This window comes from Citricoccus sp. (assembly GCF_032154715.1).
Classification (GTDB): domain Bacteria; phylum Actinomycetota; class Actinomycetes; order Actinomycetales; family Micrococcaceae; genus Citricoccus.
Genome location: NZ_JALDXU010000007.1, coordinates 23,043 through 47,431, shown reverse-complemented (window position 1 = coordinate 47,431; position 24,389 = coordinate 23,043). Strand labels below are relative to the sequence as shown.

Below are 24,389 nucleotides of genomic sequence, written 5' to 3'. Positions count from 1 at the left end.
GAGCGGCGACGCCCCCCGTTGGCAGAGTCGTGTTCGGCGATCCATCCGAACAAGGAGTCAACGATGTTCCTGCAATCCCCACCCGCCCGATCCCAGGTCAACCGACGCGGCTTCCTTGCCGGCACCCTGGGGCTGTCGGCACTCGGCATGACCGGACTTCTCAGCAGCTGCGGTACCGCATCCTCCGGCACCGCCGGCGCCAGTGCGGGTGGAACCGCACCGTTCACGTACCTGAGCTACCTGCCGATGGAAACCCTCTCGGTTGCTCCCGAGCTGCTGGCCGATGCCGGCGGCCACTTCGAGAACCACGGCCTGACGGTCACGTTCCAATCCACCAAGGGCTCGCCCCAGGCCATCCAGACGCTCGTCGCCGGGGCGGGGCCCCTGACCCGCGTGGGGGCCATCGACCTGATCACAGCAGCTGCCGACGGACAGCCCCTCGTCAACGTGGGCAGCATCGTCCGCGGCTCGTCCATCCGCATCCTCAACTCCACGGCGAACCCGCTGGAGAAGCCCGAGGACTTCCTCGGCAAGACCATCGGGGTGCCCTCCGAGGGCGGTACCAGCGACAAGTCGCTCTCCTTGATGCTGCACCAGGCCGGGCTGAACCCCGATGACGTCGCTCGCCAGGTCGTCGGTCTGGGTCCCGGGACGTTCGAACTGGTCAAGCGTGGGGACATCGCCGGGTACATGGTCAGCATTGACCAGTCCATCGTCACCCAGCAGCAGTTCGAGGGCGAGGCGCAGGCCTTCGACGCCGGCGATGCCGTGCGCGCCGACTCCCAGATCTACACCGCCACCCAGCAGTCCCTGGAGGAGCACGGGGAACACATCAAGGCGTACCTGGCCGCCATCAGGGACGCCGTCCAGGAGATCGTCGACGACGAGTCACTGGAAGCGGTCATCGAGACCATGCGGTCGAAGTACTCCTTCGGGTCTCTGGACGACGACGCTGTCGCCACGGAGTCCCTGAGCCAGAGCCGGGACCTCTGGACGGCGAAGGGGACCCAGCCGCTGCTCACTACGGATGAGGGCTACTGGGCCGAAGGATACGAGGAGCTCGTGTCCGCCGGGATGGTCGAGGCCGGAGCGGACCCGTTGGAGTGGCTGGACAACAGCTACCTGCCGGCGTCCTGAGTTCCGCCCATCCCCGAGGACCCCGAGGAGCAACCATGAGCATGCAAACCCAGCCCACCGTGGCATCGCCGGAGACGGCCATGCCGGATCCAAGTCCGGAGATCCGCATCTCCGGACTCGGCAAGACCTACAAGACCGAGCGAGGAACCACCCACGCGCTGTCGGACATCAACCTGGAGATCCGCAAGGAGGAGTTCGTCTCCCTGATCGGCCGTTCCGGCTGCGGAAAGACGACGCTGCTGCGCATCATGGCGGGCCTGGTCCCGCCCACCGCCGGTCAGGTCGAGATCGGCGGCCGCGCCCTGTGGCACCACGAGACGGTCGACTCGTCCGTCATCCGCCGTCTCGGCGTCGTGTTCCAGGATTCGAACCTCTTCCCCTGGTACAACATCGAGGACAACATCGCCCTGCCCCTGCGCCTGCGCGGCGTCAAGAAGAACGAGCGGCGGGACCGGGTCCGGGAACTGGCCGAACTGGTGGGGCTGCAGAATTTCCTGCCCAACTATCCGCGCGAGCTGTCCGGCGGCATGCGCCAGCGGGTGGCCATCGCCCGGGCCCTCAGTGACAACCCCGAGCTCCTCCTGATGGATGAGCCGTTCGGTGCCCTGGACGCGCTGACCCGGGAAAAGATGAACCTGGAGATCCAGCGCATCGCCCTGGCCACCCGGGCCACCGTCGTCTTCGTCACCCATGACATCGACGAGGCCGTGGCCTTGGGGGACCGGGTGGTCCACCTCACCCCGCGCCCCGGTCGCATCAAAGACGTCGTCGAGGTCCCCCTGGCCCGGCCACGCGGACTCGAGATCAAGAAGGATGCCGCCTTTCACGGGCTGGTCGGGAACCTGCACACCTCACTGAACGAAGAGGACGACCATGAATCGTAAGAAGCTGCTGAAGGTCCTGCCATGGATCACCACTCCCGGACTCCTCGTGGTGTTGTTCGTGATCTGGGAGCTGAGCGTCAAGGCACTGGACGTCTCCCCGCTCATCCTGCCTCCGCCGACCATGATCTTCGAGAACCTCGGGGAACTCCTCACTCAGCCCACCACCTGGGACAACGTGCGGGTGACCGTCATCGAGATCGTCCTCGGCTTCGTCGCCGGCACCCTGGCGGGAGTTCTCGTCGGAGTCCTCCTGGGCAAGCTGCCGCTGCTGGAGGCCAGCGTCAGACCTCTGATCATCGCCCTGGAGGTGGTGCCGAAGGTCGCCCTCATCCCGCTGTTCGTCATCTGGTTCGGGTTCGGCATGACCACCAAGGTCATCATCGCCGGCCTCCTGGCCTTCTTCCCGGTCATGCTCAACGTCCTGCTGGGCGTGCGCTCTGTGGACCGGGGGCACCGGGACCTGATGCAGAGCATCAACGCCAGCCGGTGGCAGACCTTCCGGCACCTGGAGTTCAAGAGCATGATGCCGCATGTCTTCGCCGGCATGGAGACGGCCATCGTGCTGGCGGTGATCGGCACCATCGTGGGGGAGTACCTGGGTGGCAACGAGGGGCTGGGCTACATGGTGGTGAAGACCCTCAACGAGCTCAATGCACCGGCGTTGTTCGCGGTCATCCTGATGCTGGCCACCGTGGGCCTGATCATGTACTTCATCGTGACCTCCTTCAAGCGCGTGGGGATCCCCTGGCACGAATCCGTCTATGGGCGAAAGGACGTGGGCTGAATGGAACTGCGCAGCAACTTCCCGGTCGGCTCTCCCCGGTGGGCGACGCGTCGGACGCAATGGAAGGCACTCGGCCTGAGCGACGAGGATGTGGTCAAGCCGAAGATCGCCGTGGTCAACTCTTCCTCGAAACTCGCACCCTGCTTCAGCCATCTCGACGCCATCGCCGACCAGGTGGTCGAGGCCATCCGGGAGGCCGGGGCCGTGGGCTTCGAGATCCGGACGGTGGCACCCACCGACTTCATCATGGCCGCCGGGGGTCGGGGCGGCTACGTCCTGTCCAGCAGGGACCTGCTGGCCAATGACATCGAGGCGGCCGTGGAGGGTGGCCAATTGGACGGCATGATCTGCCTGGCCTCGTGCGACAAGACGACACCGGGCCAGCTGATGGCGGCCGGACGGATCAACGTGCCCACGATCGTGGTGCCGTGCGGATACCAGCCCTGCGGCATCCTGGACAACGGCGAGCCGGCGGACATCGAGGAGGTCTTCCTGAAGGCCGGCCACGTGGCCACCGGGGGCATCACCATCGAGGACCTCTGCACGATCAGCGACCGGGCCATCGCCGGCCCCGGCGTCTGCACCGGCATGGGAACCGCGAACACCATGCACATCATGGCCGAGGCACTCGGCATGAGCCTGCCGGGATCGGCCCCTGTGGCGGCCAACAGCACCGCGATGTGGGAGAACGCGCGTGCCTCCGCCCGGATCATCGTCGAGGCGGTGCTGGCCCAGCGACGTCCACGGGACATCCTGGTCCCGGGCGCCTTCCGCAATGCCGTAGCGGCCGTGCTGGCCGTGAGCGGATCGATCAACAGTGTCAAGCATCTGCAGGCCATCGCCGTGGAATCCGGAGTGGACGTGGACATCAGTTCCCTGTTCGCCGAGCTCGGCCGCGAGGTGGGCCCGCTCACGGCCATCCGGCCGAGCGGCCCGGACAGCATTGAAGACCTGGAAGCCGCCGGGGGAGCGCTCGGCGTCCTCACGCAACTGGAACCCGTCCTCGACCTCGAGGTCACCACCATCGGCGGGCGGACGCTGGGCGAGGTCCTGCAACAGGCACCGGAGCCGGATGCCAGCATCATCCGTCCCCTGCACGAGCCTCGCGCGGCGCACGCCACCCTCCAGATCCTGTACGGGTCCCTGGCTCCGGCCGGTTCGATCGTCAAACTCTCCGCCACTGAACGCCGCCAGGACAGCTTCGAGGGCCCTGCCCAGGTCTTCGAGGACGCGGCAGCGGCCATCGCGGCCATCAACGCGCAGCAGATCGAGTCGGGCAGCGTGCTGGTGCTGCGCGGCCTGGGTCCCTCCGGAACACCGGGTATGGGGATGGCCTCCAACGTCGTGTTCGCCCTCAACGGTGCCGGACTCACCTCTCAGGTGGCGGTGGTGACCGACGGCCAGCTCTCCGGGCTCGTGAACCAAGGCATCGTCGTCGGTGAGGTCAAGCCGGAAGGAGCCCTGGATGGTCCCCTCGGACTGGTCCACGACGGCGACCGGATCCGCGCCGACATCCCGGCCAAGACCGTCGACCTGCTGGTCCCCGACGAGGAGCTCGAGCGACGCCGGTTGATCCGGCCGGCCCGCGAGCCCGCCAGAACCGAGGGGTGGCTGGGCGTTTATGCCCGGACGGTCACCCCGCTGGAACGCGGCGCCACCCTGGTCCCCGAATCCGCCCCCGCCCTGCAGCACCACCACAACGCCAAGGACTCCTGATGCCCCACAAGCTGACCGACGTGAAGATCCACACCGTCACGAAACCGCCGACCGGACCGCTGGAGGAATTGCGCGGAGACCTGTGCGTCGTGGGCGCCGGTATCGCCGGCGTCTCCGCCGCCCTGACCGCGGCGGGCCTGGGCCGGCGGGTGATCCTCGTGGACGCCCTGCCCATGCTCGGCGGACAGTGCGCGAACTCCCTGATCGGACTGTTCTGCGGGGTCTACGGCAATGGACCGGAGTACCGCCAGCTCACGCACGGCCTCTTCGACCGGATGTTCCCCGCTCTGGAGAAGACGGGCGATCTCTCCTACAACCACCGCCACACCATCACGGTGAACTATGACGAGCACGCCGTGGGCCGCTGGATGGAGCGTGAGATCGTCCAGGCGGGTGTGGTTCCCGTGACCGGAGCCTCCATCCTCTCGGTGGACAACGACGCCGGCCAGTTGCGGTCAGTGACGTTCGCGACCCGCTACGGGCTGCTGAAGGTCGAGGCGGACGCCTTCATCGACGCCTCCGGAGACGCGGCCCTGACGTGGGAGGCCGGACTCGAATGCCGGGTCCCGGAACGGACCATCTGGGGATCGCAGCAGGTGCGCGTCGAGGGACTCGTCCCCTCGGCTGCTCCGGATCCCCAGGACCTGGCCCAGAGCGTGTACGACCACGCCGAGGAATACGGCCTGATCCGCCGGGACGGGCTGGCCTTCTTCTTCCCCGGTCGGGACACGGCGGTGCTGAACATGACCCACATCGAGTCTCCTCTCGAGGCTGTGGGAGCCGCAGAGGCCCAACTGCGCGGCAAGGATCAGGCCGATCGCGTCATCCAATTCCTCCGGGACCACCATCCTGCGGCCTTCGGCGAGGCCTCTGTCCGCTTCTACGGACTTCCGGGCCGGCGTCAGACCCGATGGATCGCCGGTGAGCACCAGCTCACCGAACACGAGGTGCGCTCCGGACTCCGGTTCGAGGACTCCATCGCCCGGACGTCCTGGCCCATCGAGTTGCACGACCAACCCGAGGGGTATGTCTGGGAGCAATTCGACGGCGAGCACGTGCACTATGTGCCCCTGGGCAGCATCACCCCCCGGGGCGCCGTCAACCTGCTGGCGGCCGGACGGTGCGTGGACGGCGATGCGGCCGCCCTGTCCAGCATCCGTGTGATGGGTCCCTGTGCAGCCATGGGCGAGGCCGCGGCCCATGCGCTCGACCTGGCCGACGGCGGTCCCGTGGCCGAGATCAACCTGGCCCAGTTGCGCGAGCGCATCCGGGCCAACATCGGTCCGGACGCGGCCGGCGACGGCGCGGTCCCGGCCGGGTCGACAGCCGGCGGCCGTCATGACGAGAGAGAAGAAGAGAAGGAGTCCTTCCATGCTGCTCACTGACGACGACCGCGCCATGCGGGACGGGCGGGACGGTGACGCCGTGGCCGCGGCCATGGACCTGCTGGTCCGCTACGGGGAGGGGCTGGACGCCGAGAGGCTGTGCAGCGTTCGCAATGTGGCCGGGACCTCAACCCAGCCCACCCCCGCCAAGGAGAAGATCGCCGCCGAGGGCGGCTGGAACAAGGCGTACGCCGTCATCAACCTCGACTGCGATGACGACATCGAGATCCCCCAGATGCGTGTCCCCACGTGCCAACTGCAGCACGGTTTCAGTGCCGACGCCCTCAACGTGACCCCCTACAACCCCCATCTGGTGGAGTTGCAGGCTGACGCAGAGGCCTTCGCCAGTGACCGGGGTATCAACATTCTGGCCACGTGCACTCCCTACCAGGTGGGCAACCTTCCCGTGCGGGGTGAGCACATCGCCTGGATGGAGTCCTCAGCGGTGGTCTATGCGAACTCGGTCATCGGGGCCAAGTCCAATTGCGAGGGCACGGCGTCGACGGGAGCGGCCGGCCTGACCGGACGCATCCCCTATTGGGGCAACCACCTGGACGAGAACCGTCATGGGTCGCACTTGATCCGCGCGGACGTGCCCATCGACTCCTTCCTGGACTGGGGTCTGTTCGGTTACTTCGCGGGGCAGGTGGTCCAGGAGGACCGGCCGGTCCTGACGGGCGAGCTGGCCCTGCCCACCCAGGCCGACCTGAAGCACCTCGGGGCGGCCCTGGCCACCACCGGGGGTGTGGAGATCTTCCACCTGCCGGGGGTCACCCCGGAGGCGCCCTCGGTGGAGGCAGCCTTCGGCCCGCACCGGATCCCGGACCCCGTGGCGTTCACCGCGTCGGACCGACGCCAGATGTACGACCTGCTCAACAACCAGGGGGAGACGGAGGACGTCGACTTCGTGCTGCTGGGCTGTCCGCACGCCTCCCTGGAGCAACTGGGGGAGATCGCCGCCCTCTTGGACGGCCGGACCCTGCATCCCGGGACGGAGTTGTGGATCATGACGCCGCGAGCCCTGCGGGCCGTGGCGGACCGCAACGGCTACACGGAGATCATCCAGCGTGCCGGCGGGCGGCTGTTGACCGATTCCTGTCCGGCCATGTCCCGGACGGCGCCGGCGGGCACGCGCGTCTTCGCCACTGACAGCGCCAAGCAGGCCCACTATCTACCCGCCATCCTCGGGATCGAAGCCTGGTTCGGCACCACGGCCGACTGTGTGCAGGCCGCGATCACCGGAACGTGGACGGGAGAGCTGTCATGAGTATCCCGTCGGCAGAAGCCCGCGCCGGGGCAGTAGGGACGGTGCTGAAGGGCCGGGGGATCGTTCCCGGGGTCGTCCGGGCAGAAGCGCTCGTCTCGCCGGAGACCATCTCCGGCTGGGGCGGGATCGACCCGGTCCGCGGCACCATCATCGAACGCCGCCACGCGTTGTGCGGGGTGTGCTTCACGGGCAAGGTCCTGGTCTTCCCCGGGGCCAAGGGCTCGTCCGGTTGGTCGGGCTTCTTCCAGAGCACGCGCTTGCTGGGCACGGCCCCGGCGGCCATGGTGTTCACCACGGTGACCACCAAGGCCGTGCTCGGCGCTGTGGTGACCCGGGTGCCCACCGTCAGCGAGTTCGACCGTGACCCGGTCCAGATCATCCGCACCGGGGACATCGTGGAGGTCGATGCGGACGCGGGTACCGTCACCATCGTGGGGTAGTCCATCCCTGGAGTCACCGGAGCCGCTTCACCTGCTCGGCCCACGCGGAGGGCCCTGCCAGGAATTCCTCGTCGGTCAGCACGGCCCGGTCGAGGGCGCTGACGAGTTCCTCGCGGTCCAGGTCCAGGCCGATGAAGGCCAGACTCTGGCCGACGGTCAGAGGATCGGTGTCTGCCCACGGGTCGAGCAGGAGCTCGAGGTCGTCGTCGAGGCTGACCGGGCTGAGCGCCATCACCTTGCCCACGTGGTTCCAGTGGCCGGTGACGTTGGCGCTGCTGGCCACCCGGCAGTATCCGGCGGAGCGGACCACGGTGCCGAACCGTTCCGGGGACATCAGCTCGTGGACCAGCTCATGCATCCGCACTGGATGGAACGGCCGGGCGCAGTCGTAATGGAGCGCCACCACGCGATCATGGTGGATGAAGGTCTCGAACGAGTTGGACAGCAGGTTGACCCATCCGGGGCGGTCCAGGCGTGCGTCGTAGCCGGGCGTCGTGGTCGGATCCGGCAGGGTTTCGGCGATGTCTGTCAGATCCTCCAGCAGCCGTACCCGTGCTCGTGGACTGAGGTGGTGGACCAGTGCCAGCACGGTGCGGAGTTCGTCCGTGGGGACGTCCTCCCAGTTGACCAGGGCGATCAGGGAGGCGTGTTCCACGTGGGTGATGGACACGAGGGACCGGGCCGTGGCCATGGAGGGATGGCCGCTGCGGGGCACCAGGTAGTCCTCACGGAACAGGTCCTGCACGCCGTGGGCGGCGTCCACCACGCAGATCACGCCCTCCAGCCGCGCGGCGGACGCGGACGAGGACAATCCGGCGGCAAGCTCTGCCGTGGACACCCGGTCCGGGATCTCCACCACGGCACCGGCCGGCGTCTGAACCCGGGCTGTCAGGCGACTGGCCTCGGACACGGGGTCCTCGGCCGCCCGCAGCTGGAACGAGGTCACCAGCTGCCGGTCCAGGGTCCGGGCCAGCTCGGTCGCGTACTCCAGCCGCGCGTCAGGCCGGGTGCCGACCACGGCGAGCACCGGCACACCGGCCGAACGCCGTGCGTTGTCCTGCGAGATCATGATGACTTCTCCCTTTCGGCGCGCCCGGCACCACGGCCGGTGGCCTGGTCCGCTGGGACTGCTCTTCCGGCGTCGTGGGTGGGCTGTTCGAGATGCTCGTGGTCACGGGGCTCGGCTCATGTCGAGTCGGTAAGGTGAGCCTAACCTAAACTGAGGTGCGTGTGGAGTGCGAATTCCTGCCGCCGGCCACGTCACACCGTGACACGCGGGTCAGGTGTCCTTTCGAGCCTTCGCCCTGACCCGGCCCACGATGGAGATCACCAGGGCGAGGGCCAGCAGCGCATAGATGGCCACCGGGATCGGGCCATCGACGAAAACACCGTAGCTCTGGTTGGAGCTGGCCAGGGCGTCCCGCATGCTCGTCTCGAACAAGGGGCCGAGGACTATGCCGATCATCAACGGAGCCAGCGGCACGCCGAACCGGCGCAGCGCGAATCCCAGCAGGCCGATGCCCAAGAGCATCAGCAGGTCGAAAGTGGAGCCAGAGGTCGCGTAGACCCCCATGCCGCAGAAGACCGTGATCCCGGCGTAGAGATAGGGGCGGGGGATCGCCAGCAGCTTGGCCCAGAGTGGCGCGAAGGGCAGGTTGAGGATCAGCAGCACGACCATCGCGATGAAGAAACTGGCCAGCAACGCCCAGACCAGATCGGGTGACCGGTCGAACATCAGCGGTCCGGGCTGCAGTCCGTACTGCTCGAAGGCGGCGAGCATGATGGCCGCGGTGGCGGAGATGGGCAGGCCCAGGGACAGCAGTGCGCCCATGGCGGTCCCCGTGGTGGCGTTGCCGGCCGCCTCCGGGGCCGCGAGCCCGCGGATGGCCCCCTTGCCGAACTGTGGTTTCCTGCGCCGACGGTCGAGCTGACGCTCCAGGCCGTAGGCCACGAAGGTCGGGACATCTGCGCCACCGGCCGGGATGACACCGAAGGGCAGGCCGATGCCGGTGCCTCGGAGCCAGGCCGGGAGCGCCTCGCGGAACTCCCGCCCGGACAGGAACGGCCTTCCCGTGGCCTGGATGACGCGATTGGTCGGGTCACGGCGCACCCTCGAGGCGATGTGGAAGACCTCGCCGAGCGCCAGGATCGCGACGGTCACCGTGACCAGGGAGATGCCGTCGAAGAGCTGCGGGACGCCGAAGCTGAACCGCTCGGCCCCCGAGGTCTGGTCGATGCCGACCACGGCGATGCCGAGTCCGATGATCAGCGAGCACAGGCCCTTCAAGATCGAGTCGGCCACCACGGAGGACGTGGCCACGAAGGCGAACAGGGCCAGGGCGAAGAATTCCTGGGGCCCGAAGTTGGCCGAGAAGTCCGCCAGGGCCGGCGCCAGGAAGACCACGACGACGGAGCCGATCATGCCGCCGATGAACGCGCCGATGGCGGCGGTGGCCAGGGCCTGGGGCGCCCGTCCGGCCTTCGCCATGCGATGGCCCTCGAACGTGGAGGCGATGGCGGAGGCCTGGCCCGGGGTGTTCATGAGGATGGCCATGGTGGAATCGCCGAAGAGCCCACCGAAGTAGACGCCGGCGAACATGATGAAGGCGCCCGTGGGGTCCAGGGCGAAGGTCATGGGCAACAACAGGGCCACGGCCATCGAAGAGCCCAGCCCGGGCAGGACGCCGACCGCGGTGCCGAGCAGGCAGCCGACGACGACCCACAACAGGTTCATGGGGGAGAGCGCGGAGCCGAAACCCTCCATGAGATTCATGATGGATTCCATCTCAGAACACCCCGCCCAACAGGCCGGAGGGCAGGGACAGCCCGAGCCCGACGTCGAAGGCCAGGTAGATGAAACTGCTCAGCAGCAACCCCAGGCTGGCGTCGAAGAGGTGGCGGCGGCTGCCGATCCCGTGGGCCACACACCAGAACAGCAGCGCCGCTGCGAGGATCCAGCCGAGCACGTCCAGCAGCAGGGCGAAGGCCAGGAACCCGGCGACGCTCCAGCCCACGGCATACCAGTCCGAGAAGGTCCGGTACTGCACGGTCGCGGCGGCCTCTGCCGCGCGCCGTTCCTCCTCCGTCGCATCATCCTCGGCGGTGAAGGTGGGAGTGACCGCCGGTTCGGGCGTGCGGAGGTAGTGGACGGCCAGCAGGACGGAGAGGATGTATCCGGCCACCGTGATGATCAGGGGGACGAACTGCGGTCCGGGGGCATCGGCGCCGTCAGGGACCGCCATCGTGAGGATGCCGACCAGCAGGTACGTGGAGAAGGCCGCCATGAAGGCGGCGAGGAAGAGGCCGCTGCGTCCGTGCCACCAACCGTGGGCGGAGGAGGGGCCGGCGTCGGCCACGGGGTGGGAGGGGGCGCTGCGCTGGGACTGGCTCACAGGTCCAACTCCTCGATCAGGGCGGCGATCTTCTCCTGGTCCTCGGCGATGAACTGTTCGAACTCCTCGCCGGTCATGAACGAGTCGGTCCACTCGTTGTCCTCGAGGGCCTGACGCCACTCGGGCGTCTGGGACGTCTCCGTGACGATGGCCTCGAGCTCCTCGAACTGCTCGTCGGTGATGCCCGGGGCGGCCAGCATGCCGCGCCAATTGGCCATGACCACGTCATACCCCTGCTCGGTGATGGTGGGGACGTCCACGCCGTCGAGCCGCTCAGGACTGGAGATGCCCAGGGCCCTGATCCGGCCGGCCTCGATCTGGTCGGCGAACTCGTTGTATCCGGAGGTCGCCGCCTTGGCGGTGCCGGAAGCGATCGTCTGGATCGCCTCGCCGCCGGAGGTCTTCGGGATATACGTGATCTCGGCCGGGTCGATGCCGGCCTCCAGGGCCAGCTCAGCGATGATCAGGTGATCGATGGAGCCGACCGAACCGCCGGTCCAGGGGAACGAGGCGGGGTCCTGCTTCCAGTCCGCCACCAGATCGTCGATCGTCTCGTAGGGTGAATCGGCCGGGACGACGATCGCATCGAAGTCGTCCGAGAGTCGGGCGATCGGCCGCACGTCCGAGAGGTCCACGGGCGAGTTGTTCAGTTCAATACCCCCGAGCATCACCGATCCGGTGGCCATGAGGGTGTCCGCCTGCCCCTGCATGGTGCTGAACCGGCCGAGGCCGATGGTGCCGCCGGCCCCCGGGATGTTGACGACCTGGGCGTTGTTGACGATCCCGTTGACGCGCATCGCGGACTGCTGGGAACGGGTGAACCCGTCCCACCCGCCGCCGGCGCCCGCCGGCGCGATCAGGGTGAGGTTGCTGCGCAGGTCCGCCCCGGCGGTGGCCGCCTGGATCGAGAAGAACGACGCCGTCCCGATCACCAGCGCGGCGATCACCCCATAGACGATCATGCCGACGCCGGGGCGGCGAGCGGGCTGCCGGGCCGCCTCGGCCTCCTCCGATGGTGTGGCCGGTTCGCCGGGTGTGGCGTGGTGGTCAGCTGCCATGCTGGACGTCCCCCTCTGGACTGGTTCACGGGCTGGTGCTCCCCTGGTCTACAGGAAAATGTATCCTGAGTCACAGTCGTGGACGAAGGGCGGGGGCGTCGCGGTGGCGCGTCCGCATATCGGAGGGAGTCGGCATGTCGGTCATGGTGGGGCGAACGGGTAGCCCGGAGGGGCGGGCGGCAGTGGACTTCGCGGTGGCGGAGGCCACGCGCCGGGGGGAGGACCTCATCCTCTTCGACCTCGACGGCGGCGAGGGTGGGTCCGGAGCCCTGGACCCCGACGCCGGTCTGGCGGACTATCCGGCTCTGTCCGGCCTCGCCGTCACGCACCGCCAGCCGGATGCCCGCGGACGGGATGCCGCCGGTGATCTGCTGGATGTGGCCGAGGAGCTGAACGCGTCTGTGATCGTGGTGGGCATCAAACACCGCAGTCCGGTCGGCAAGCTGCTCCTCGGTTCGAACGCGCAGGAGATCCTGCTGGGGGCCTCCGTCCCCGTGATCGCGGTCAAGGTCCCGAAGGGTTCCTGACGCTCCACCATGCTCCTGAAGCTGGGCGCGCGGGACCGGACGAACGCGGTGCTCCGCGCCCTGCGTGACGGGCTGCGGCGGTAGGACTGACGTTCCACGGCACCAAGGGAGTGGCCGGAGGACGGCCGCGGCTGCCTGACTAGTTCAGGCCGCCGTTGGCCCGCCGGACGATTCCGGGCAGGCGCACCAGGTCGAGCAGGCACAGCAGGATCACGGCCCCGCCGAACACGAACCCGATGCCCCAGGGGGCACTGGCGAGGCCGGCCACGGTCAGGATCGGGTACACCACCCCGATCGCACGGTGCCCCAGGTAGAACCGGTGCGCCCCCACCAGCCCGAGGGCCACACACAGGACGTAGGTGAGGACAAGGTTCTTCGGCGGCGTACGGGTCACGCGGCCACCCTAGCCGGAACTAGAACAGCCTCCGCAGGTTCGTCTTCGCCAGGTCGAACAGCTCGTCGCCGCGGCCGGAGAGGACGGTGCGGAGGGAGTACAGCGCGAAGCCCTTGGCCTGCTCGAACTGGATGGCCGGCGGGATGGTGAGTTCCTGCGGGTCTGTCACCACGTCCACGAGAGCCGGGCCGTCGTGCGCGAAGGCCTCAGTGAGGGCCGCGTCCACGTCGCCCGAGTCCTCCACCCGGATGCCCTTGATACCCATGGCCCGGGCCACGGCGGCGAAGTCGGGGTTCTCCAGGCTCGTGGCGAAGGGCAGCTGCCCGGCGGCCTTCATCTCGAGCTCCACGAAATTCAGGGACGAGTTGTTGAACACCACCACCTTCGCCGGCAGCTTCATCTGCACCAGCGTGAGCAGGTCGCCCAGCAGCATGGTCAGCCCGCCGTCGCCGGAGAGCGTGACGGTCTGCCGGGCGCGGTCCTGGGCCAGCACGCCGATGGCCTGCGGGACCGCGTTCGCCATGGAGCCGTGCGAGAACGAGCCGAGCAGCCGGCGTCGTCCGTTCATCTCGAGATAGCGGGCGGCGTAGACCACGGGGGAGCCGACGTCCGGGATGAACACGGCATCCTCGGCGGCCAGGGCGCTGATCCGCCGTGCCAGGTACTGCGGGTGCACCGCTGCGCCCTTCCGTGCCGGGGTGGCGAGGTCGTCCAGCTTCGCCCGCGTCTTGGCATAGTGCTTCCGGGCGTCCGCGAGGTGCTGGTCCTTCTTCTGCTCCAGCAGCGGGACCAGCGCGGCCGCCGTCTCCCGCACCCCACCCACCAGGGCCACGTCCACGGGGTGCCGGCGCCCGATCTGCTCGCCCCGGAGATCGACCTGGACCACCCGGGCATCGTCCGGATAGAACTGCGGGTACGGGAAGTCCGTGCCCAGCATGAGGATGGCGTCTGCCTCGTACATGGCCTTGTACCCGCTGGCGAACCCGAGCAAGCCGGTCATGCCGACGTCATAGGGACTGTCGTACTCCAGGTGTTCCTTGCCGCGCATCGCGTGCACGATTGGTGCGGCCAGCCGCTCGGCCAGCTGCATCACCTCCGCGTGGGCTCCCGCGGTCCCCGCACCCCCCAGGATCGTGACGTTCCGCGCCGTGTTGAGGACGTCCGCGGCCTCCTGCAATTGGTCCGGCAGGGGCACGACGGCGGAGCGGGCCTTCCGCACGAGGGTGCGCCGGTCGTCGTGGGCGGCGGCCGAGGCGACATCGCCGGGGATCACCAGGACCGCCACGCCGCGTCGCTCGATGGCGGTGCGCAGCGCGATCTCCAGCAGACGGGGCATCTGCTTCGGGTCGGCCACGTATTCCACGTAGACGGAGCACTCCCGAAAGAGCTCCTGTGGGTGCGTCTCCTGGAAGTAGGTGGTGCCGATCTCCTCCGTGGGGATGTGGGCGGCGATCGCGAGCACCGGGACGCGGCTGCGCTGGGCGTCGTAGAGACCATTGATCAGGTGCAGATTCCCGGGTCCGCAGCTGCCCGCGCAGACCGCCACATTCCCGGTCATCTCCGCCTCGGCCCCGGCAGCGAATGCCGCGGTCTCCTCGTGGCGCACGTGCACCCACTCCATCTCGGGGTGGGTCCGGAGGGACTCCGTGATGGCATTGAGCGAATCACCGGGCAGGCCGTAGATGCGCTTGACGCCGTTCAGGGACAGGGTCTGGAGGAGGTTCTCGGCAACGGTGACCATGGGTTCAGCGTAGGGGCGGGGACGCCTTCGGGGGAGGGTGTCCGGTCGCTGGGCCCGAACCCCCGCCTTCGGCGTGCGCCGGGGTGCCCGTCCCTCGCCACCCGGGGTGAGCTGATGGAAGGGTGGTCCCATGGCTTCCCCCTCCACTCCAGCGTCTACGCCCATCCCGTCATCGATCCCCACGCCGATCCCCACGTCCGGGTCCCAGGGTGACACGTCCACCGCGACGTCGGTCTCTGCGTCCATCGCCGCTCCCACGACATCCAAGACGGTCGACGCCATCGTGATCGGGCTCGGGCCCGGCGGGGAAGACATCGCCGCACGGTTGGCACGCGGCGGCTGGTCGGTGCTGGCCGTGGACGAGCACCTGGTGGGCGGGGAATGCCCGTACTACGGCTGCATCCCGTCCAAGATGATGTTGCATGAGTCCCGGAGGGCGGACGCCTCGTGGGCGAGGGTGGCCCGGCGGATCCGGGAGGAGGCCACGGACCAGTGGGACGATCGGGTCGCCGTGGAGAGGCTGCTCGGCACCGGAGCGGAATTCGTCCACGGGCGGGCCGAGATCGTGGGAGGCCCCGCGGCCGGCCCGGCCCCAGACGGCACCGAGGTCACCGTCACCCCGAACGACGGCGGCGCGCACCAGACCTGGACGGCTCGCCGTGCGGTGGTCCTGAACACCGGCTCGGAATCAGTGCGGATCCCGGTGCCCGGCCTGCCGGAGGCGGTGACGTGGACCCACCGGGACGTGGTGACGGCCGAGACGCTCCCGGCCTCCCTCGCCATCGTGGGTGGTGGTCCCGTGGGGTGTGAACTGGCGCAGGCACTGGCAGGATTCGGGGTCCGCGTCAGCCTGATGGTGCGCGGTGAACGGCTGCTCTCGGGTGAGGTCCCGGAGGCCGGCGAGCTGGTGGCGGAGCGGTTCCGGGCTGAAGGGATCGACGTCCGAACTCGGACGGAGATCAGGGACGTGCAGGCCGGGGAGGCCTCCCGTTATGAGACGTCCCACGGTATCCCGGCCTCGGCCGGCCCCGTGGACCTGGAGCTGACCACGGGGGACCGGCTGACGGTGGACCGTGTGCTGCTGGCCACCGGCCGGGCGCCGCGGGACCCCGTCGACGTGGATGACTGGTGCCGCGTCCTGGACGGCGCGCGCACGGAGGGCGGGCAGCCCGTGCCAGGCCGGTACGCCATCGGGGACATGACCGGTGCCGGCCCCTTCACCCACACGTCCATGGCCCAGGCGGCGGTGGTGGCGGACCAGCTCCTGGCCGCAGCGGACCCCCGCCCCTTTCCCCGCCATGCCGTACCCCGGGTGACGTACACGGATCCGGAGGTGGCCGCCGTCGGGCTCTCTGAGGGTGAGGCCCGGAAAGCCGTGGAGCAGCAGGGCGGCGATGCCTCGGAGGTCCACGTGGTGAGGGTGGATCTGGGGGCCTCGAGCCGGGGCTGGATCGACGAGGTTCGAGGGCACCTGACCCTGGTGGCTCAGGCGGAGGAGACGGAGGCTTCGAAGGGGGCCGGAGAAACAAGCGGGGGAGTGCTCGTCGGCGCGGCGGTGGTGGGCCCCCACGCCGGGGAGATCCTCGGGGCGCTCACCGTGGCCGTCCACGCCCGGGTACCGCTGGCCGAGCTGGCCCGGATCCCGTGGGCCTACCCCACCCTGCACCGGTCCATCGGGGACGCGGTCTCGCAGTTCGGCAGTGAGGTCGTCGGCGCAGCATCGGGAGCAGACCCGGCTTCCTGACGTGGACCGGGTGGTAGATCAGGCCGGATCCGCCGAGGACATGGATCATCACGGCGTCTTTGGTCCCTGATCTTGTCCCTGGTCCTGACCCTGGTGCCGACCCTGGTGCCGACACGCCGCCGTGCGGGACCAAAAGAATCTGTGCACAACGCCGGGCCTCGTCGTCCACACCCTGTGGACGTTCTCCGGACCGTCACCGTCGATCGGCGTATTTCCGGCGTTCCGGGCGGGTGCGTTCACGGTCCGTTCATCCACACCGCCTGTGGACGAGTTGGGGGAAACTAATCTCAACCATGTAAGACAGGATCTTGTGGTTGTTCCATACGGTCACCACTAGATGTAGTATTGATATCAGCAGTTCGGACCGCGCAGGTTTTCATGCCGGAGGGTCCGGGCGGACCCGGAATCCACGGTATCGGGACCTGTAGAACAGGCCCTGGACGGATTTCGCGGCCCTGACGCAAGAACACAGACCACAGAGCAGAAACGCCCGCCGGTCCGGCCTCCCGGACACGGTATCCGAGGACAGGGGAATCACCATGACCGTCACCGTTTACTCCAAGCCGGCATGCGTGCAGTGCAATGCCACCTACCGCGCCCTGGACAAGAAGGGCATCGCCTACGAGACCGTGGACATGTCCCAGGACGCCGAGGCGCTGGAGCGCGTTCGGTCCTTGGGCTACATGCAGGCCCCGGTCGTCATCTCGGGCGCCGAGCACTGGTCCGGCTTCCGTCCGGACAAGATCGAGGAACTGGCCACCGCCGCTGCCGTCTCGGTGGCCTGAGGTTCCCGAGGTCACCATGACGAGCGTGGTCAGCGACAGCAGGCCGACAGGTGTTGTGGGGTCCCAGGCCCCACAACAGACGGCCGCACGCCTGATCTACTTCTCCTCCGCCTCCGGCTACACCCACCGGTTCATCTCCAAACTGGAGCTGCCGGACGGTGACGTGGCGCGGTTGCCGCTCATCACCAAGGAGCCGACCCTCCTGGCCACGGAGCCCTTCGTCCTCATCCTGCCGACCTATGGCGGGGGGGACGGCAAGGGAGCCGTGCCGAAGCAGGTCATCAAATTCCTCAACGTCACGTCGAACCGGGAGCTGATCCGGGGCGTCATTGCCGCAGGGAACACCAACTTCTACGAGGCCTACTGCCTCGCCGGGGACATCGTGGCGCGCAAGTGCGAGGTGCCCCTGATGTACAGATTCGAACTCATGGGCACGCCGGAGGATGTCACGGCCGTGCGCGAAGGACTGGAAAGGTTTTGGGGATGACAATCACCGAGCAGGACATGATCAGGTCGGCCAAGGAGCTGCCGGCGGCATGGCAGAACCTGGGCTACCACGAGCTGAACGCCATGCTGAACCTCTACAGTGCGGACGGCAAGATCCAGTTCGAGGCTGACCACGCCGCAGCCCGCCAGTACTTCCTGCAGCATGTTAACAACAACACCGTCTTCTTCCACGACCTGAATGAGAAGCTGACCTACCTCGTGGAGCACGACTACTACGAGGCCGAGACGCTGGAGCAGTACTCCGCCGAGTTCAGGACTGGTCTCTGGGACCGCGCCTACCGGCTGAAGTTCCGCTTCCCCACCTTCCTGGGCGCGTTCAAGTTCTACACGTCCTACGCGCTGAAGACCTTCGACGGCAAGCGCTACCTGGAACGCTACGAGGACCGGGTCTGCATGGTGGCCCTGCACCTGGCCCAGGGTGATGAGCAGCTCGCCATCGATCTGATGGAGGAGATGGTCGGCGGACGCTTCCAGCCCGCCACCCCGACCTTCCTGAATGCCGGCAAGGCCCAGCGCGGCGAACTCGTCTCCTGCTTCCTGCTGCGCATCGAGGACAACATGGAGTCGATCGCGCGCAGCATCAACTCCTCCCTGCAGCTGTCCAAGCGCGGCGGCGGCGTTGCGCTGTCCCTCACCAACATCCGCGAGCATGGTGCCCCGATCAAGCAGATCGAGAACCAGTCCTCCGGCGTCATCCCGGTGATGAAGCTCCTCGAAGACTCCTTCTCCTACGCGAACCAGCTCGGTGCCCGCCAGGGCGCCGGCGCCGTGTACCTGCACGCCCACCACCCGGACATCTACCGGTTCCTGGACACCAAGCGGGAGAACGCGGATGAGAAGGTCCGCATCAAGACCCTGTCCCTGGGCGTCGTCATCCCGGACATCACGTTCGAGCTGGCCAAGAAGAACGAGGACATGTACCTCTTCAGCCCGTATGACGTGCAGCGCGTCTACGGCAAGCCGTTCACCGAGATCTCGGTGACGGAGAAGTACTACGAGATGGTCGACGACGCGCGGATCAAGAAGACCAAGATCAACGCCCGCGAGTTCTTCCAGACCCTCGCCGAGATCCAGTTCGAGTCCGGCTACCCGTACATCGTGTTCGAGGACACGGTGAACCAGGCCAACCCGATCAAGGGCCGGATCACCATGTCCAACCTGTGCTCCGAGATCCTCCAGGTCTCCGAGGCCTCGGAGTTCAACGAGGACCTGACCTATGCCTCTGTGGGCAAGGACATCTCCTGCAACCTCGGGTCCATGAACATCGCCAAGACCATGGACTCGCCGGACTTCGGCAAGTCCATCGAGACGGCCATCCGGGCGCTCACCGCGGTGTCCACCATGTCGGAGATCAACTCGGTGCCGTCCATCGTCGAGGGCAACAACTCCTCGCACGCCATCGGCCTGGGCCAGATGAACCTGCACGGCTACCTGGCCCGCGAGCGGGTGCACTACGGCTCCGAAGAGGGCGTCGACTTCACGAACATCTACTTCTACACGGTGCTGTTCCACGCCCTGCGGTCCTCCAACCGCATCGCGATGGAGACCGGCTCGACGTTCGGCGGCTTCGAGGATTCCACGTACGCCTCCGGGACCTTCTTCGACAAGTACACCGAGCAGGTCTGGGAGCCGGCCACCGCGCGGGTCACTGAGCTGTTCTCCGGTGCCAACGTGTCCATCCCCACCCAGGCCGACTGGCGGGAGCTGAAGGCCTCCGTCATGGAGCACGGCATCTTCAACCAGAACCTGCAGGCCGTGCCGCCGACCGGTTCGATCTCCTACATCAACAACTCGACCGCCTCGATCCACCCGGTGGCCTCGAAGATCGAGATCCGCAAGGAGGGCAAGCTGGGCCGCGTCTACTACCCGGCTCCCTACCTGACGAACGAGAACCTCGAGTACTACGACGACGCGTACGAGATCGGCTATGAGAAGGTCATCGACACCTACGCCGCCGCCACCCAGCACGTGGACCAGGGCCTGTCCCTGACCCTGTTCTTCAAGGACACGGCCACCACCCGTGACCTGAACAAGGCCCAGATCTACGCCTGGCGCAAGGGCATCAAGACCATCTACTACATCCGGTTGCGCCAGCTCGCGCTGGAAGGCACCGAGGTCGAGGGCTGCGTCAGCTGCATGCTCTGACCCGTCTGGCTTCCGGACCCGACGCCGGCCACTAGCCTTGGCCGGGCGGGTCGCCTACCCGGCGACCCGCCCGATCAGACACCACGAACCACCCACAGCACTGCACCCTTGAAGTGAGGACGACACCTGAGATGATGGCCGACGCTGTCAAGACCCTCGAGACCGTCGAGGCAATCAACTGGAACCGCATCCAGGATGACAAGGACGTGGAGGTCTGGAACCGCCTGACCTCCAACTTCTGGCTCCCGGAGAAGGTGCCGCTGTCCAACGACATCCAGTCCTGGGCCACGCTGTCCGAGGACGAGAAGACCCTCACCATGCGGGTCTTCGCCGGTCTGACCCTGCTGGACACCATCCAGGGCACCGTGGGTGCCGTGTCCCTGATCGCGGACTCGCTGACCACCCACGAGGAGGCCGTCTACACGAACATCGCGTTCATGGAGTCGGTGCACGCCAAGAGCTATTCCTCGATCTTCTCCACCCTCTCCAACACCAAGGAGATCGACGATGCGTTCCGTTGGTCCCAGGAGAACGCCAACCTGCAGAAGAAGGCCCGGATCATCCTGGACTACTACCACGGTGACGATCCGCTGAAGAAGAAGGTGGCCTCCACCATCCTGGAGTCCTTCCTCTTCTACTCGGGCTTCTACCTGCCCATGTACTGGTCCTCCCGCGCCAAGCTGACCAACACCGCGGACCTGATCCGTCTCATCATCCGCGACGAGGCCGTGCACGGGTACTACATCGGCTACAAGTACCAGCGCGGCTTGGAACTGGAGAGCGCCGAGCGCCAGCAGGAGCTCAAGGACTACACCTTCGAGCTGCTGTTCGAGCTGTACGAGAACGAGGTCCAGTACACCCACGACCTCTACGACTCCGTCGGTCTGGCCGAGGACGTCAAGAAGTTCCTGAACTACAACGCCAACAAGGCCCTGATGAACCTCGGCTACGAGGGGATGTTCCCCGCAGCCGTCACCGACGTGAATCCGGCCATCCTCTCGGCGCTGTCCCCGAATGCGGATGAGAACCACGACTTCTTCTCCGGCTCCGGCTCCTCCTACGTGATCGGCAAGGCCGAAACCACGGAAGACGATGACTGGGACTTCTAAGCACGACGGCGAGCTCTGACAGCCGTCCGCTGACGGCGCGCATAGGGACACCGGGTCTGCCCTTGAGGCTGACCCGGTGTCCCTTTGTCTTGTCTTGGCTTGGTCTGTCATCAGCGCCAACCGTCGCGTGAACTCTGTGTGAAAGCTGAGACCAAAGGGACAAAAGTGATTACAAGTCAATAAACGCTTGATAACCTAGCTGTGGCGTGGAGGGGAAATCCCACGTCCACGTCACCGCTCTGCACCACTTGAGGGAAAAACTGATATGTCCCGGACGCTCCATCCTGTCCTGAAGGCCGGCGCCGCCACCGCCCTGGCTCTCACGCTCACCGCCACCACCGTCCTCCCGGCCACGGCCATGCCGGTCGTGCCGGACACCACTGCCGCGCCGTCGGTGGCCACCGCCACCGGCGAGAGTGCCGTTGACCCGGCCGTCGAGTCAGGTGAGGTGGCCTCCGAGATCGAGGGTGCCGGGGAGCAGTCCATTGCCCTCGGTGGCATCGACGCTGAGGCGCTCCCCGAGGTGCCGGACACCCCTGAGGTGGCACCGGGACCTGACGTGACGGAAGCCCCTGACACACGGAGTCCTGAGAGCACGCAGGCACCTGACAGCACGCCGGTTCCCTCGAGCACGGTCACCCCTGACATCGCGGAGCCGTCGGCGTCCTCGACACCCGCGGCCAGTGAGGCCGCCACCGAGTCCGCGGCCGCTGGGTCCGAGGCCACCGAGCCCGAGGTCGCGCTGATGTCCTCGACGCTCTCGGCCGCGTCGGCCCCCGCGTCCGGCACCGCACCGAAGTCCACGGACAGCGAGTCCCGGCCCTCCGACGTCGTGATCCGGGACCTGCGAGCCAAGGCTGAGGGCACCGCGGCTGCCACTGACACCGCCGCCAACGCTCCAGCCGCCCCCGAGGCCGAGGAGCTGACCGACTCGGTCTTCGACGTCGCCCTCTCGTCCACGCAGGACGTCGAGGTGGAGCGCATCGCTGCCCTGACCCGGCCGGTGGAGACCATGGACTTCATCGTGGCGGGCGTGACGTGGGACATCACGGAGGCGGACCCGGTCACGGACGTGTCCCTGCGCGTGCGTGAGGCCGGGGAGTGGACCGACTGGAACAGCATGGAGATCCACGACGGCGATGAGGCGCCCCATGCGGACCGCGTGGGCACCGAGCCGTTGATCTCCAGCGGTGGAGATGCCATCCAGGCCAGGGTGACCACTGCGGACGGCGAGGTTCCGGCCGGTCTGGAGCTCGAGCTCATCGACCCGGGCACGGCCGAGACCGACGGCAAGCTGGAGGCAGCCTCCTCCGCCTCGGGCGACCTGGCGGAGATCGAGCAGCAGGCCGGCCTGGCCAGTCAGGAGTCCGCATCGTCCGCCCAGAGTGCAGCGGCCGTACCGGCCGCCGCCCTCGGCACGGGCAGCGGCGCAGCCTTCACTCCCGCCGTTCATCACCAGCAGGGACTGATCACCGGGACCGCGCAGGCCACCGCCACAGCCAACACCTCGGCCGATGCGATCAAGCCGAAGGTCATCACCCGCGCGCAGTGGGGTGCCAACGAGTCCTGGGTCAACGACTGGGGCACGCCGTCCACGGACCTCCAGGCCATGTATGTGCACCACACGGCCGGTTCGAACAACTACACCGAGTCCGGTGCTTACGCCCAGATCCGCGGCATCTACAGTTACCATGCCCGCAGCCTGGCGTGGGGCGACATCGGCTACCAATTCCTGGTGGACAAGTACGGCAACATCTTCCAGGGTCGCCGCGGATCGATCGAGAAACCCGTCCAGGGCGCTCAGGCCGGTGGGTTCAACACGGACACGATCGGCATCTCCGCCATGGGCAACTACGACGTTGCCTCGGCCCCGGCTCCCATGGTGCGGGCCATCGAGAAGGTGCTCGCCTGGCAGGCCTACCGGTATGACGTGGACCCGTCGTCCACAGTCACGTTGACCCAGCGGGGCAAGGGCACCGCCCGGTGGAGTGACGGCACCAGGGTGACCGTCCCCACGATCCTGGGGCACAAGGTCACCAACTCCACGGCCTGCCCGGGGCGGTACCTGGATGCCCAGTTGCCGACCATCCGCAAGAACGTGGACCGCCTGGTGGCCGCCGCCGGGGCCAATCAGAAGCCCGGCACTCCGTCCTTGCCGTCCAACCACTACCGGTTGAGCAGCCCGGGGACGCAGGCCACCGCGTACTGGAACGCGGTCTCCGGAGCGGATCAGTACCAGATCATGTATCGCGCTGTACCGCAGGGTGGCGGAGCCGTCTCCAGTCAGGCGTGGATCGCCGGCAAGACCATGACCGGCACGAACACGCTGCTGTCCAACACCCCCGGTGAGACGGCCCAGTACGCCGTCCGTGCCCTCCGCGGCGGAGTCGCCGGTCCCCAGCGGTACCTCGGGCAGCACACCGCGCCCCTGAGCTGGTCCGACAGTGACATCTTCTACGGCAACGGCACGACGCGGACCTCCGGAGGCGTCCAGGCCAACGCCACCGGCGAGGCCATCCGGATCGAGAACGCCGGCCAGGCGAACCGGGTCGTCGTCACGGCCCAGGTGTCGTCGGGGACGGCCAACATCCGCGTGGAACGCGGTGGCAAGAGAGCCGGCCGCCTACAGATCAGGGCCGGCGGCCCGACCGTCTGCGCCGTCACCGTGGGCCAGGGCTCCAATATCCGGCTCGAGCTGGAGAACAACGCCACGGTGACGTACACCTCGGTAGCACTCACCCGTTCGGGGCAGACACGGGACCTGGCCACGACGGCCAGCCGGTGCGAAGCCACCTTCTCCGACATCGACACCGATGACGCGGCCTTCCAGGCGGTGGACTGGATGAAGTGGAGCGGGGTGTCGACCGGCTATGCGGGGGACAACACGTACAGGATGGGCCGCAGCATCAGTCGCGGCGAATCGGTCGCCTTCCTGTACCGCTACATGGAGCCGAAGCACACCCCCGCAGCGAAGCAGCCGTTCAAGGACGTGGTGAAGAGCAACAGCTTCTACGGCGCCATCAGTTGGGCCAAGGATGCGAACGTCGCACGTGGTGAGGCCGGTGGGGCCTTCGGCGTCTATGACAATGTCACCCGCGGCGAGTTCGCGTCGTTCCTGTACCGGGCGGCCAAGCCGAAGTGGTCCACGCCGAAGGTCAAGTCGTTCAAGGACGTGCCCGTGGGCAGCACCCACCACGCCGCGATCGCCTGGATGAAGGACGCCGGACTCACCACCGGTTACACGGACGGCAACTTCCGCCAGCACCAGTCCATCACCCGCGGTGAGGTCGCCCGGATCCTCTACCGGTTCGATCAGGGCTAGTCGCTACGGACCGTCCGCGGCCGTCACGGTCGCACCCTGCATGGGGCCCCCC

20 protein-coding genes are annotated in these 24,389 nt (G+C 67.6%); 14 read left to right on the top strand and 6 right to left on the bottom strand.

Annotated features, from left to right (window positions below; genetic code table 11):
• Nucleotides 1-63: 63 nt before the first annotated feature.
• The 7 genes from RUH65_RS02500 to RUH65_RS02470 are packed head-to-tail and all read left to right on the top strand — an operon-like array spanning nucleotide 64 to nucleotide 7,613.
• The gene (locus tag RUH65_RS02500; protein ID WP_313815618.1) at nucleotides 64-1,137 is read left to right on the top strand and encodes an ABC transporter substrate-binding protein; all 1,074 of its coding nucleotides are present in this window, start codon (nucleotides 64-66) and stop codon (nucleotides 1,135-1,137) included.
• Between the two features lie 35 nt (nucleotides 1,138-1,172).
• On the top strand, nucleotides 1,173-2,021 hold the full coding sequence (locus RUH65_RS02495) for an ABC transporter ATP-binding protein (protein WP_313815617.1): 849 nt from the start codon (nucleotides 1,173-1,175) through the stop codon (nucleotides 2,019-2,021).
• Entirely contained in the window at nucleotides 2,011-2,805 is a 795-nt protein-coding gene (locus RUH65_RS02490) for an ABC transporter permease (protein WP_313815616.1), read from the top strand. The genes RUH65_RS02495 and RUH65_RS02490 overlap by 11 nt, the downstream gene beginning before the upstream one ends.
• The gene (locus RUH65_RS02485) at nucleotides 2,806-4,521 is read left to right on the top strand and encodes a dihydroxy-acid dehydratase (protein WP_313815615.1); all 1,716 of its coding nucleotides are present in this window, start codon (nucleotides 2,806-2,808) and stop codon (nucleotides 4,519-4,521) included.
• On the top strand, nucleotides 4,521-5,906 hold the full coding sequence (locus tag RUH65_RS02480) for an FAD-dependent oxidoreductase (RefSeq protein WP_313815614.1): 1,386 nt from the start codon (nucleotides 4,521-4,523) through the stop codon (nucleotides 5,904-5,906). The genes RUH65_RS02485 and RUH65_RS02480 overlap by 1 nt, the downstream gene beginning before the upstream one ends.
• Nucleotides 5,893-7,173 (top strand): aconitase X catalytic domain-containing protein, encoded by a 1,281-nt coding sequence (locus RUH65_RS02475; protein ID WP_313815613.1) that lies wholly within the window; start codon nucleotides 5,893-5,895, stop codon nucleotides 7,171-7,173. The genes RUH65_RS02480 and RUH65_RS02475 overlap by 14 nt, the downstream gene beginning before the upstream one ends.
• Nucleotides 7,170-7,613: an aconitase X swivel domain-containing protein gene (locus RUH65_RS02470; protein WP_313815612.1), complete on the top strand. Its 444-nt coding sequence runs from the start codon at nucleotides 7,170-7,172 to the stop codon at nucleotides 7,611-7,613. The genes RUH65_RS02475 and RUH65_RS02470 overlap by 4 nt, the downstream gene beginning before the upstream one ends.
• Nucleotides 7,614-7,626: 13 nt before the next feature.
• Here the strand turns inward: RUH65_RS02470 and RUH65_RS02465 are convergent, their stop codons facing one another.
• The 4 genes from RUH65_RS02465 to RUH65_RS02450 form a co-directional block, all read right to left on the bottom strand.
• Complete coding sequence (locus RUH65_RS02465) at nucleotides 7,627-8,682, bottom strand: GTP-binding protein (protein ID WP_313815611.1); 1,056 nt, start codon at nucleotides 8,680-8,682, stop codon at nucleotides 7,627-7,629.
• A gap of 210 nt (nucleotides 8,683-8,892) precedes the next feature.
• On the bottom strand, nucleotides 8,893-10,398 hold the full coding sequence (locus RUH65_RS02460; protein ID WP_313815610.1) for a tripartite tricarboxylate transporter permease: 1,506 nt from the start codon (nucleotides 10,396-10,398) through the stop codon (nucleotides 8,893-8,895).
• Nucleotide 10,399: 1 nt separating this feature from the next.
• Nucleotides 10,400-11,005, bottom strand: coding sequence for a tripartite tricarboxylate transporter TctB family protein (locus RUH65_RS02455; RefSeq protein WP_313815609.1), 606 nt, complete (start codon nucleotides 11,003-11,005; stop codon nucleotides 10,400-10,402).
• Nucleotides 11,002-12,063: a tripartite tricarboxylate transporter substrate binding protein gene (locus RUH65_RS02450; RefSeq protein WP_313815608.1), complete on the bottom strand. Its 1,062-nt coding sequence runs from the start codon at nucleotides 12,061-12,063 to the stop codon at nucleotides 11,002-11,004. The genes RUH65_RS02455 and RUH65_RS02450 overlap by 4 nt, the downstream gene beginning before the upstream one ends.
• A gap of 134 nt (nucleotides 12,064-12,197) precedes the next feature.
• On the opposite strand from RUH65_RS02450, the gene RUH65_RS02445 reads away from it, so the two are divergent.
• Nucleotides 12,198-12,590, top strand: coding sequence for a universal stress protein (locus RUH65_RS02445; protein ID WP_313815607.1), 393 nt, complete (start codon nucleotides 12,198-12,200; stop codon nucleotides 12,588-12,590).
• A 139-nt stretch (nucleotides 12,591-12,729) separates the two neighbouring features.
• Here RUH65_RS02445 and RUH65_RS02440 read toward each other — a convergent pair whose 3' ends face one another.
• Both RUH65_RS02440 and poxB read right to left on the bottom strand, forming a co-directional pair.
• Nucleotides 12,730-12,984, bottom strand: coding sequence for a TM2 domain-containing protein (locus tag RUH65_RS02440; RefSeq protein ID WP_313815606.1), 255 nt, complete (start codon nucleotides 12,982-12,984; stop codon nucleotides 12,730-12,732).
• Nucleotides 12,985-13,003: 19 nt separating this feature from the next.
• On the bottom strand, nucleotides 13,004-14,725 hold the full coding sequence (gene poxB, locus RUH65_RS02435; protein ID WP_313815605.1) for a ubiquinone-dependent pyruvate dehydrogenase: 1,722 nt from the start codon (nucleotides 14,723-14,725) through the stop codon (nucleotides 13,004-13,006).
• Between the two features lie 130 nt (nucleotides 14,726-14,855).
• Between poxB and RUH65_RS02430 the strand changes: the two genes are divergently transcribed.
• The 6 genes from RUH65_RS02430 to RUH65_RS02405 all read left to right on the top strand — a co-directional run bounded on the left by RUH65_RS02430 (nucleotide 14,856) and on the right by RUH65_RS02405 (nucleotide 24,337).
• Entirely contained in the window at nucleotides 14,856-16,469 is a 1,614-nt protein-coding gene (locus tag RUH65_RS02430) for an NAD(P)/FAD-dependent oxidoreductase (RefSeq protein WP_313815604.1), read from the top strand.
• A gap of 539 nt (nucleotides 16,470-17,008) precedes the next feature.
• A complete protein-coding gene (nrdH, locus tag RUH65_RS02425; protein ID WP_313815603.1) occupies nucleotides 17,009-17,254 on the top strand; it encodes a glutaredoxin-like protein NrdH in 246 nt (81 codons plus the stop codon).
• 16 nt (nucleotides 17,255-17,270) lie between these two features.
• Nucleotides 17,271-17,741, top strand: a complete 471-nt coding sequence (gene nrdI, locus RUH65_RS02420; RefSeq protein ID WP_313815602.1) for a class Ib ribonucleoside-diphosphate reductase assembly flavoprotein NrdI — start codon at nucleotides 17,271-17,273, stop codon at nucleotides 17,739-17,741.
• Nucleotides 17,738-19,906 carry a class 1b ribonucleoside-diphosphate reductase subunit alpha gene (gene nrdE, locus RUH65_RS02415; RefSeq protein WP_313815601.1) on the top strand — a complete coding sequence of 723 codons (2,169 nt, stop codon included), beginning with the start codon at nucleotides 17,738-17,740 and terminating at the stop codon, nucleotides 19,904-19,906. Before nrdI ends, nrdE begins: the two co-directional genes overlap by 4 nt.
• Nucleotides 19,907-20,040: 134 nt before the next feature.
• Nucleotides 20,041-21,015 carry a class 1b ribonucleoside-diphosphate reductase subunit beta gene (gene nrdF, locus RUH65_RS02410; protein ID WP_313815642.1) on the top strand — a complete coding sequence of 325 codons (975 nt, stop codon included), beginning with the start codon at nucleotides 20,041-20,043 and terminating at the stop codon, nucleotides 21,013-21,015.
• Between the two features lie 265 nt (nucleotides 21,016-21,280).
• A complete protein-coding gene (locus tag RUH65_RS02405) occupies nucleotides 21,281-24,337 on the top strand; it encodes an S-layer homology domain-containing protein (protein ID WP_313815600.1) in 3,057 nt (1,018 codons plus the stop codon).
• Nucleotides 24,338-24,389 lie beyond the last annotated feature (52 nt).

Excerpts from the sequence above, each read along its gene's own strand:
- poxB (WP_313815605.1), bottom strand. The coding sequence starts at position 14,725 with ATGGTCACCGTTGCCGAGAACCTCCTCCAGACCCTGTCCCTGAACGGC.
- nrdF (WP_313815642.1), top strand. The coding sequence starts at position 20,041 with ATGGCCGACGCTGTCAAGACCCTCGAGACCGTCGAGGCAATCAACTGG.
- nrdI (WP_313815602.1), top strand. The coding sequence starts at position 17,271 with ATGACGAGCGTGGTCAGCGACAGCAGGCCGACAGGTGTTGTGGGGTCC.
- nrdE (WP_313815601.1), top strand. The coding sequence starts at position 17,738 with ATGACAATCACCGAGCAGGACATGATCAGGTCGGCCAAGGAGCTGCCG.
- RUH65_RS02495 (WP_313815617.1), top strand. The coding sequence starts at position 1,173 with ATGAGCATGCAAACCCAGCCCACCGTGGCATCGCCGGAGACGGCCATG.
- RUH65_RS02475 (WP_313815613.1), top strand. The coding sequence starts at position 5,893 with ATGCTGCTCACTGACGACGACCGCGCCATGCGGGACGGGCGGGACGGT.
- RUH65_RS02485 (WP_313815615.1), top strand. The coding sequence starts at position 2,806 with ATGGAACTGCGCAGCAACTTCCCGGTCGGCTCTCCCCGGTGGGCGACG.
- nrdH (WP_313815603.1), top strand. The coding sequence starts at position 17,009 with ATGACCGTCACCGTTTACTCCAAGCCGGCATGCGTGCAGTGCAATGCC.
- RUH65_RS02490 (WP_313815616.1), top strand. The coding sequence starts at position 2,011 with ATGAATCGTAAGAAGCTGCTGAAGGTCCTGCCATGGATCACCACTCCC.
- RUH65_RS02460 (WP_313815610.1), bottom strand. The coding sequence starts at position 10,398 with ATGGAATCCATCATGAATCTCATGGAGGGTTTCGGCTCCGCGCTCTCC.
- RUH65_RS02445 (WP_313815607.1), top strand. The coding sequence starts at position 12,198 with ATGTCGGTCATGGTGGGGCGAACGGGTAGCCCGGAGGGGCGGGCGGCA.
- RUH65_RS02430 (WP_313815604.1), top strand. The coding sequence starts at position 14,856 with ATGGCTTCCCCCTCCACTCCAGCGTCTACGCCCATCCCGTCATCGATC.
- RUH65_RS02450 (WP_313815608.1), bottom strand. The coding sequence starts at position 12,063 with ATGGCAGCTGACCACCACGCCACACCCGGCGAACCGGCCACACCATCG.
- RUH65_RS02405 (WP_313815600.1), top strand. The coding sequence starts at position 21,281 with ATGTCCCGGACGCTCCATCCTGTCCTGAAGGCCGGCGCCGCCACCGCC.
- RUH65_RS02480 (WP_313815614.1), top strand. The coding sequence starts at position 4,521 with ATGCCCCACAAGCTGACCGACGTGAAGATCCACACCGTCACGAAACCG.
- RUH65_RS02470 (WP_313815612.1), top strand. The coding sequence starts at position 7,170 with ATGAGTATCCCGTCGGCAGAAGCCCGCGCCGGGGCAGTAGGGACGGTG.
- RUH65_RS02465 (WP_313815611.1), bottom strand. The coding sequence starts at position 8,682 with ATGATCTCGCAGGACAACGCACGGCGTTCGGCCGGTGTGCCGGTGCTC.
- RUH65_RS02500 (WP_313815618.1), top strand. The coding sequence starts at position 64 with ATGTTCCTGCAATCCCCACCCGCCCGATCCCAGGTCAACCGACGCGGC.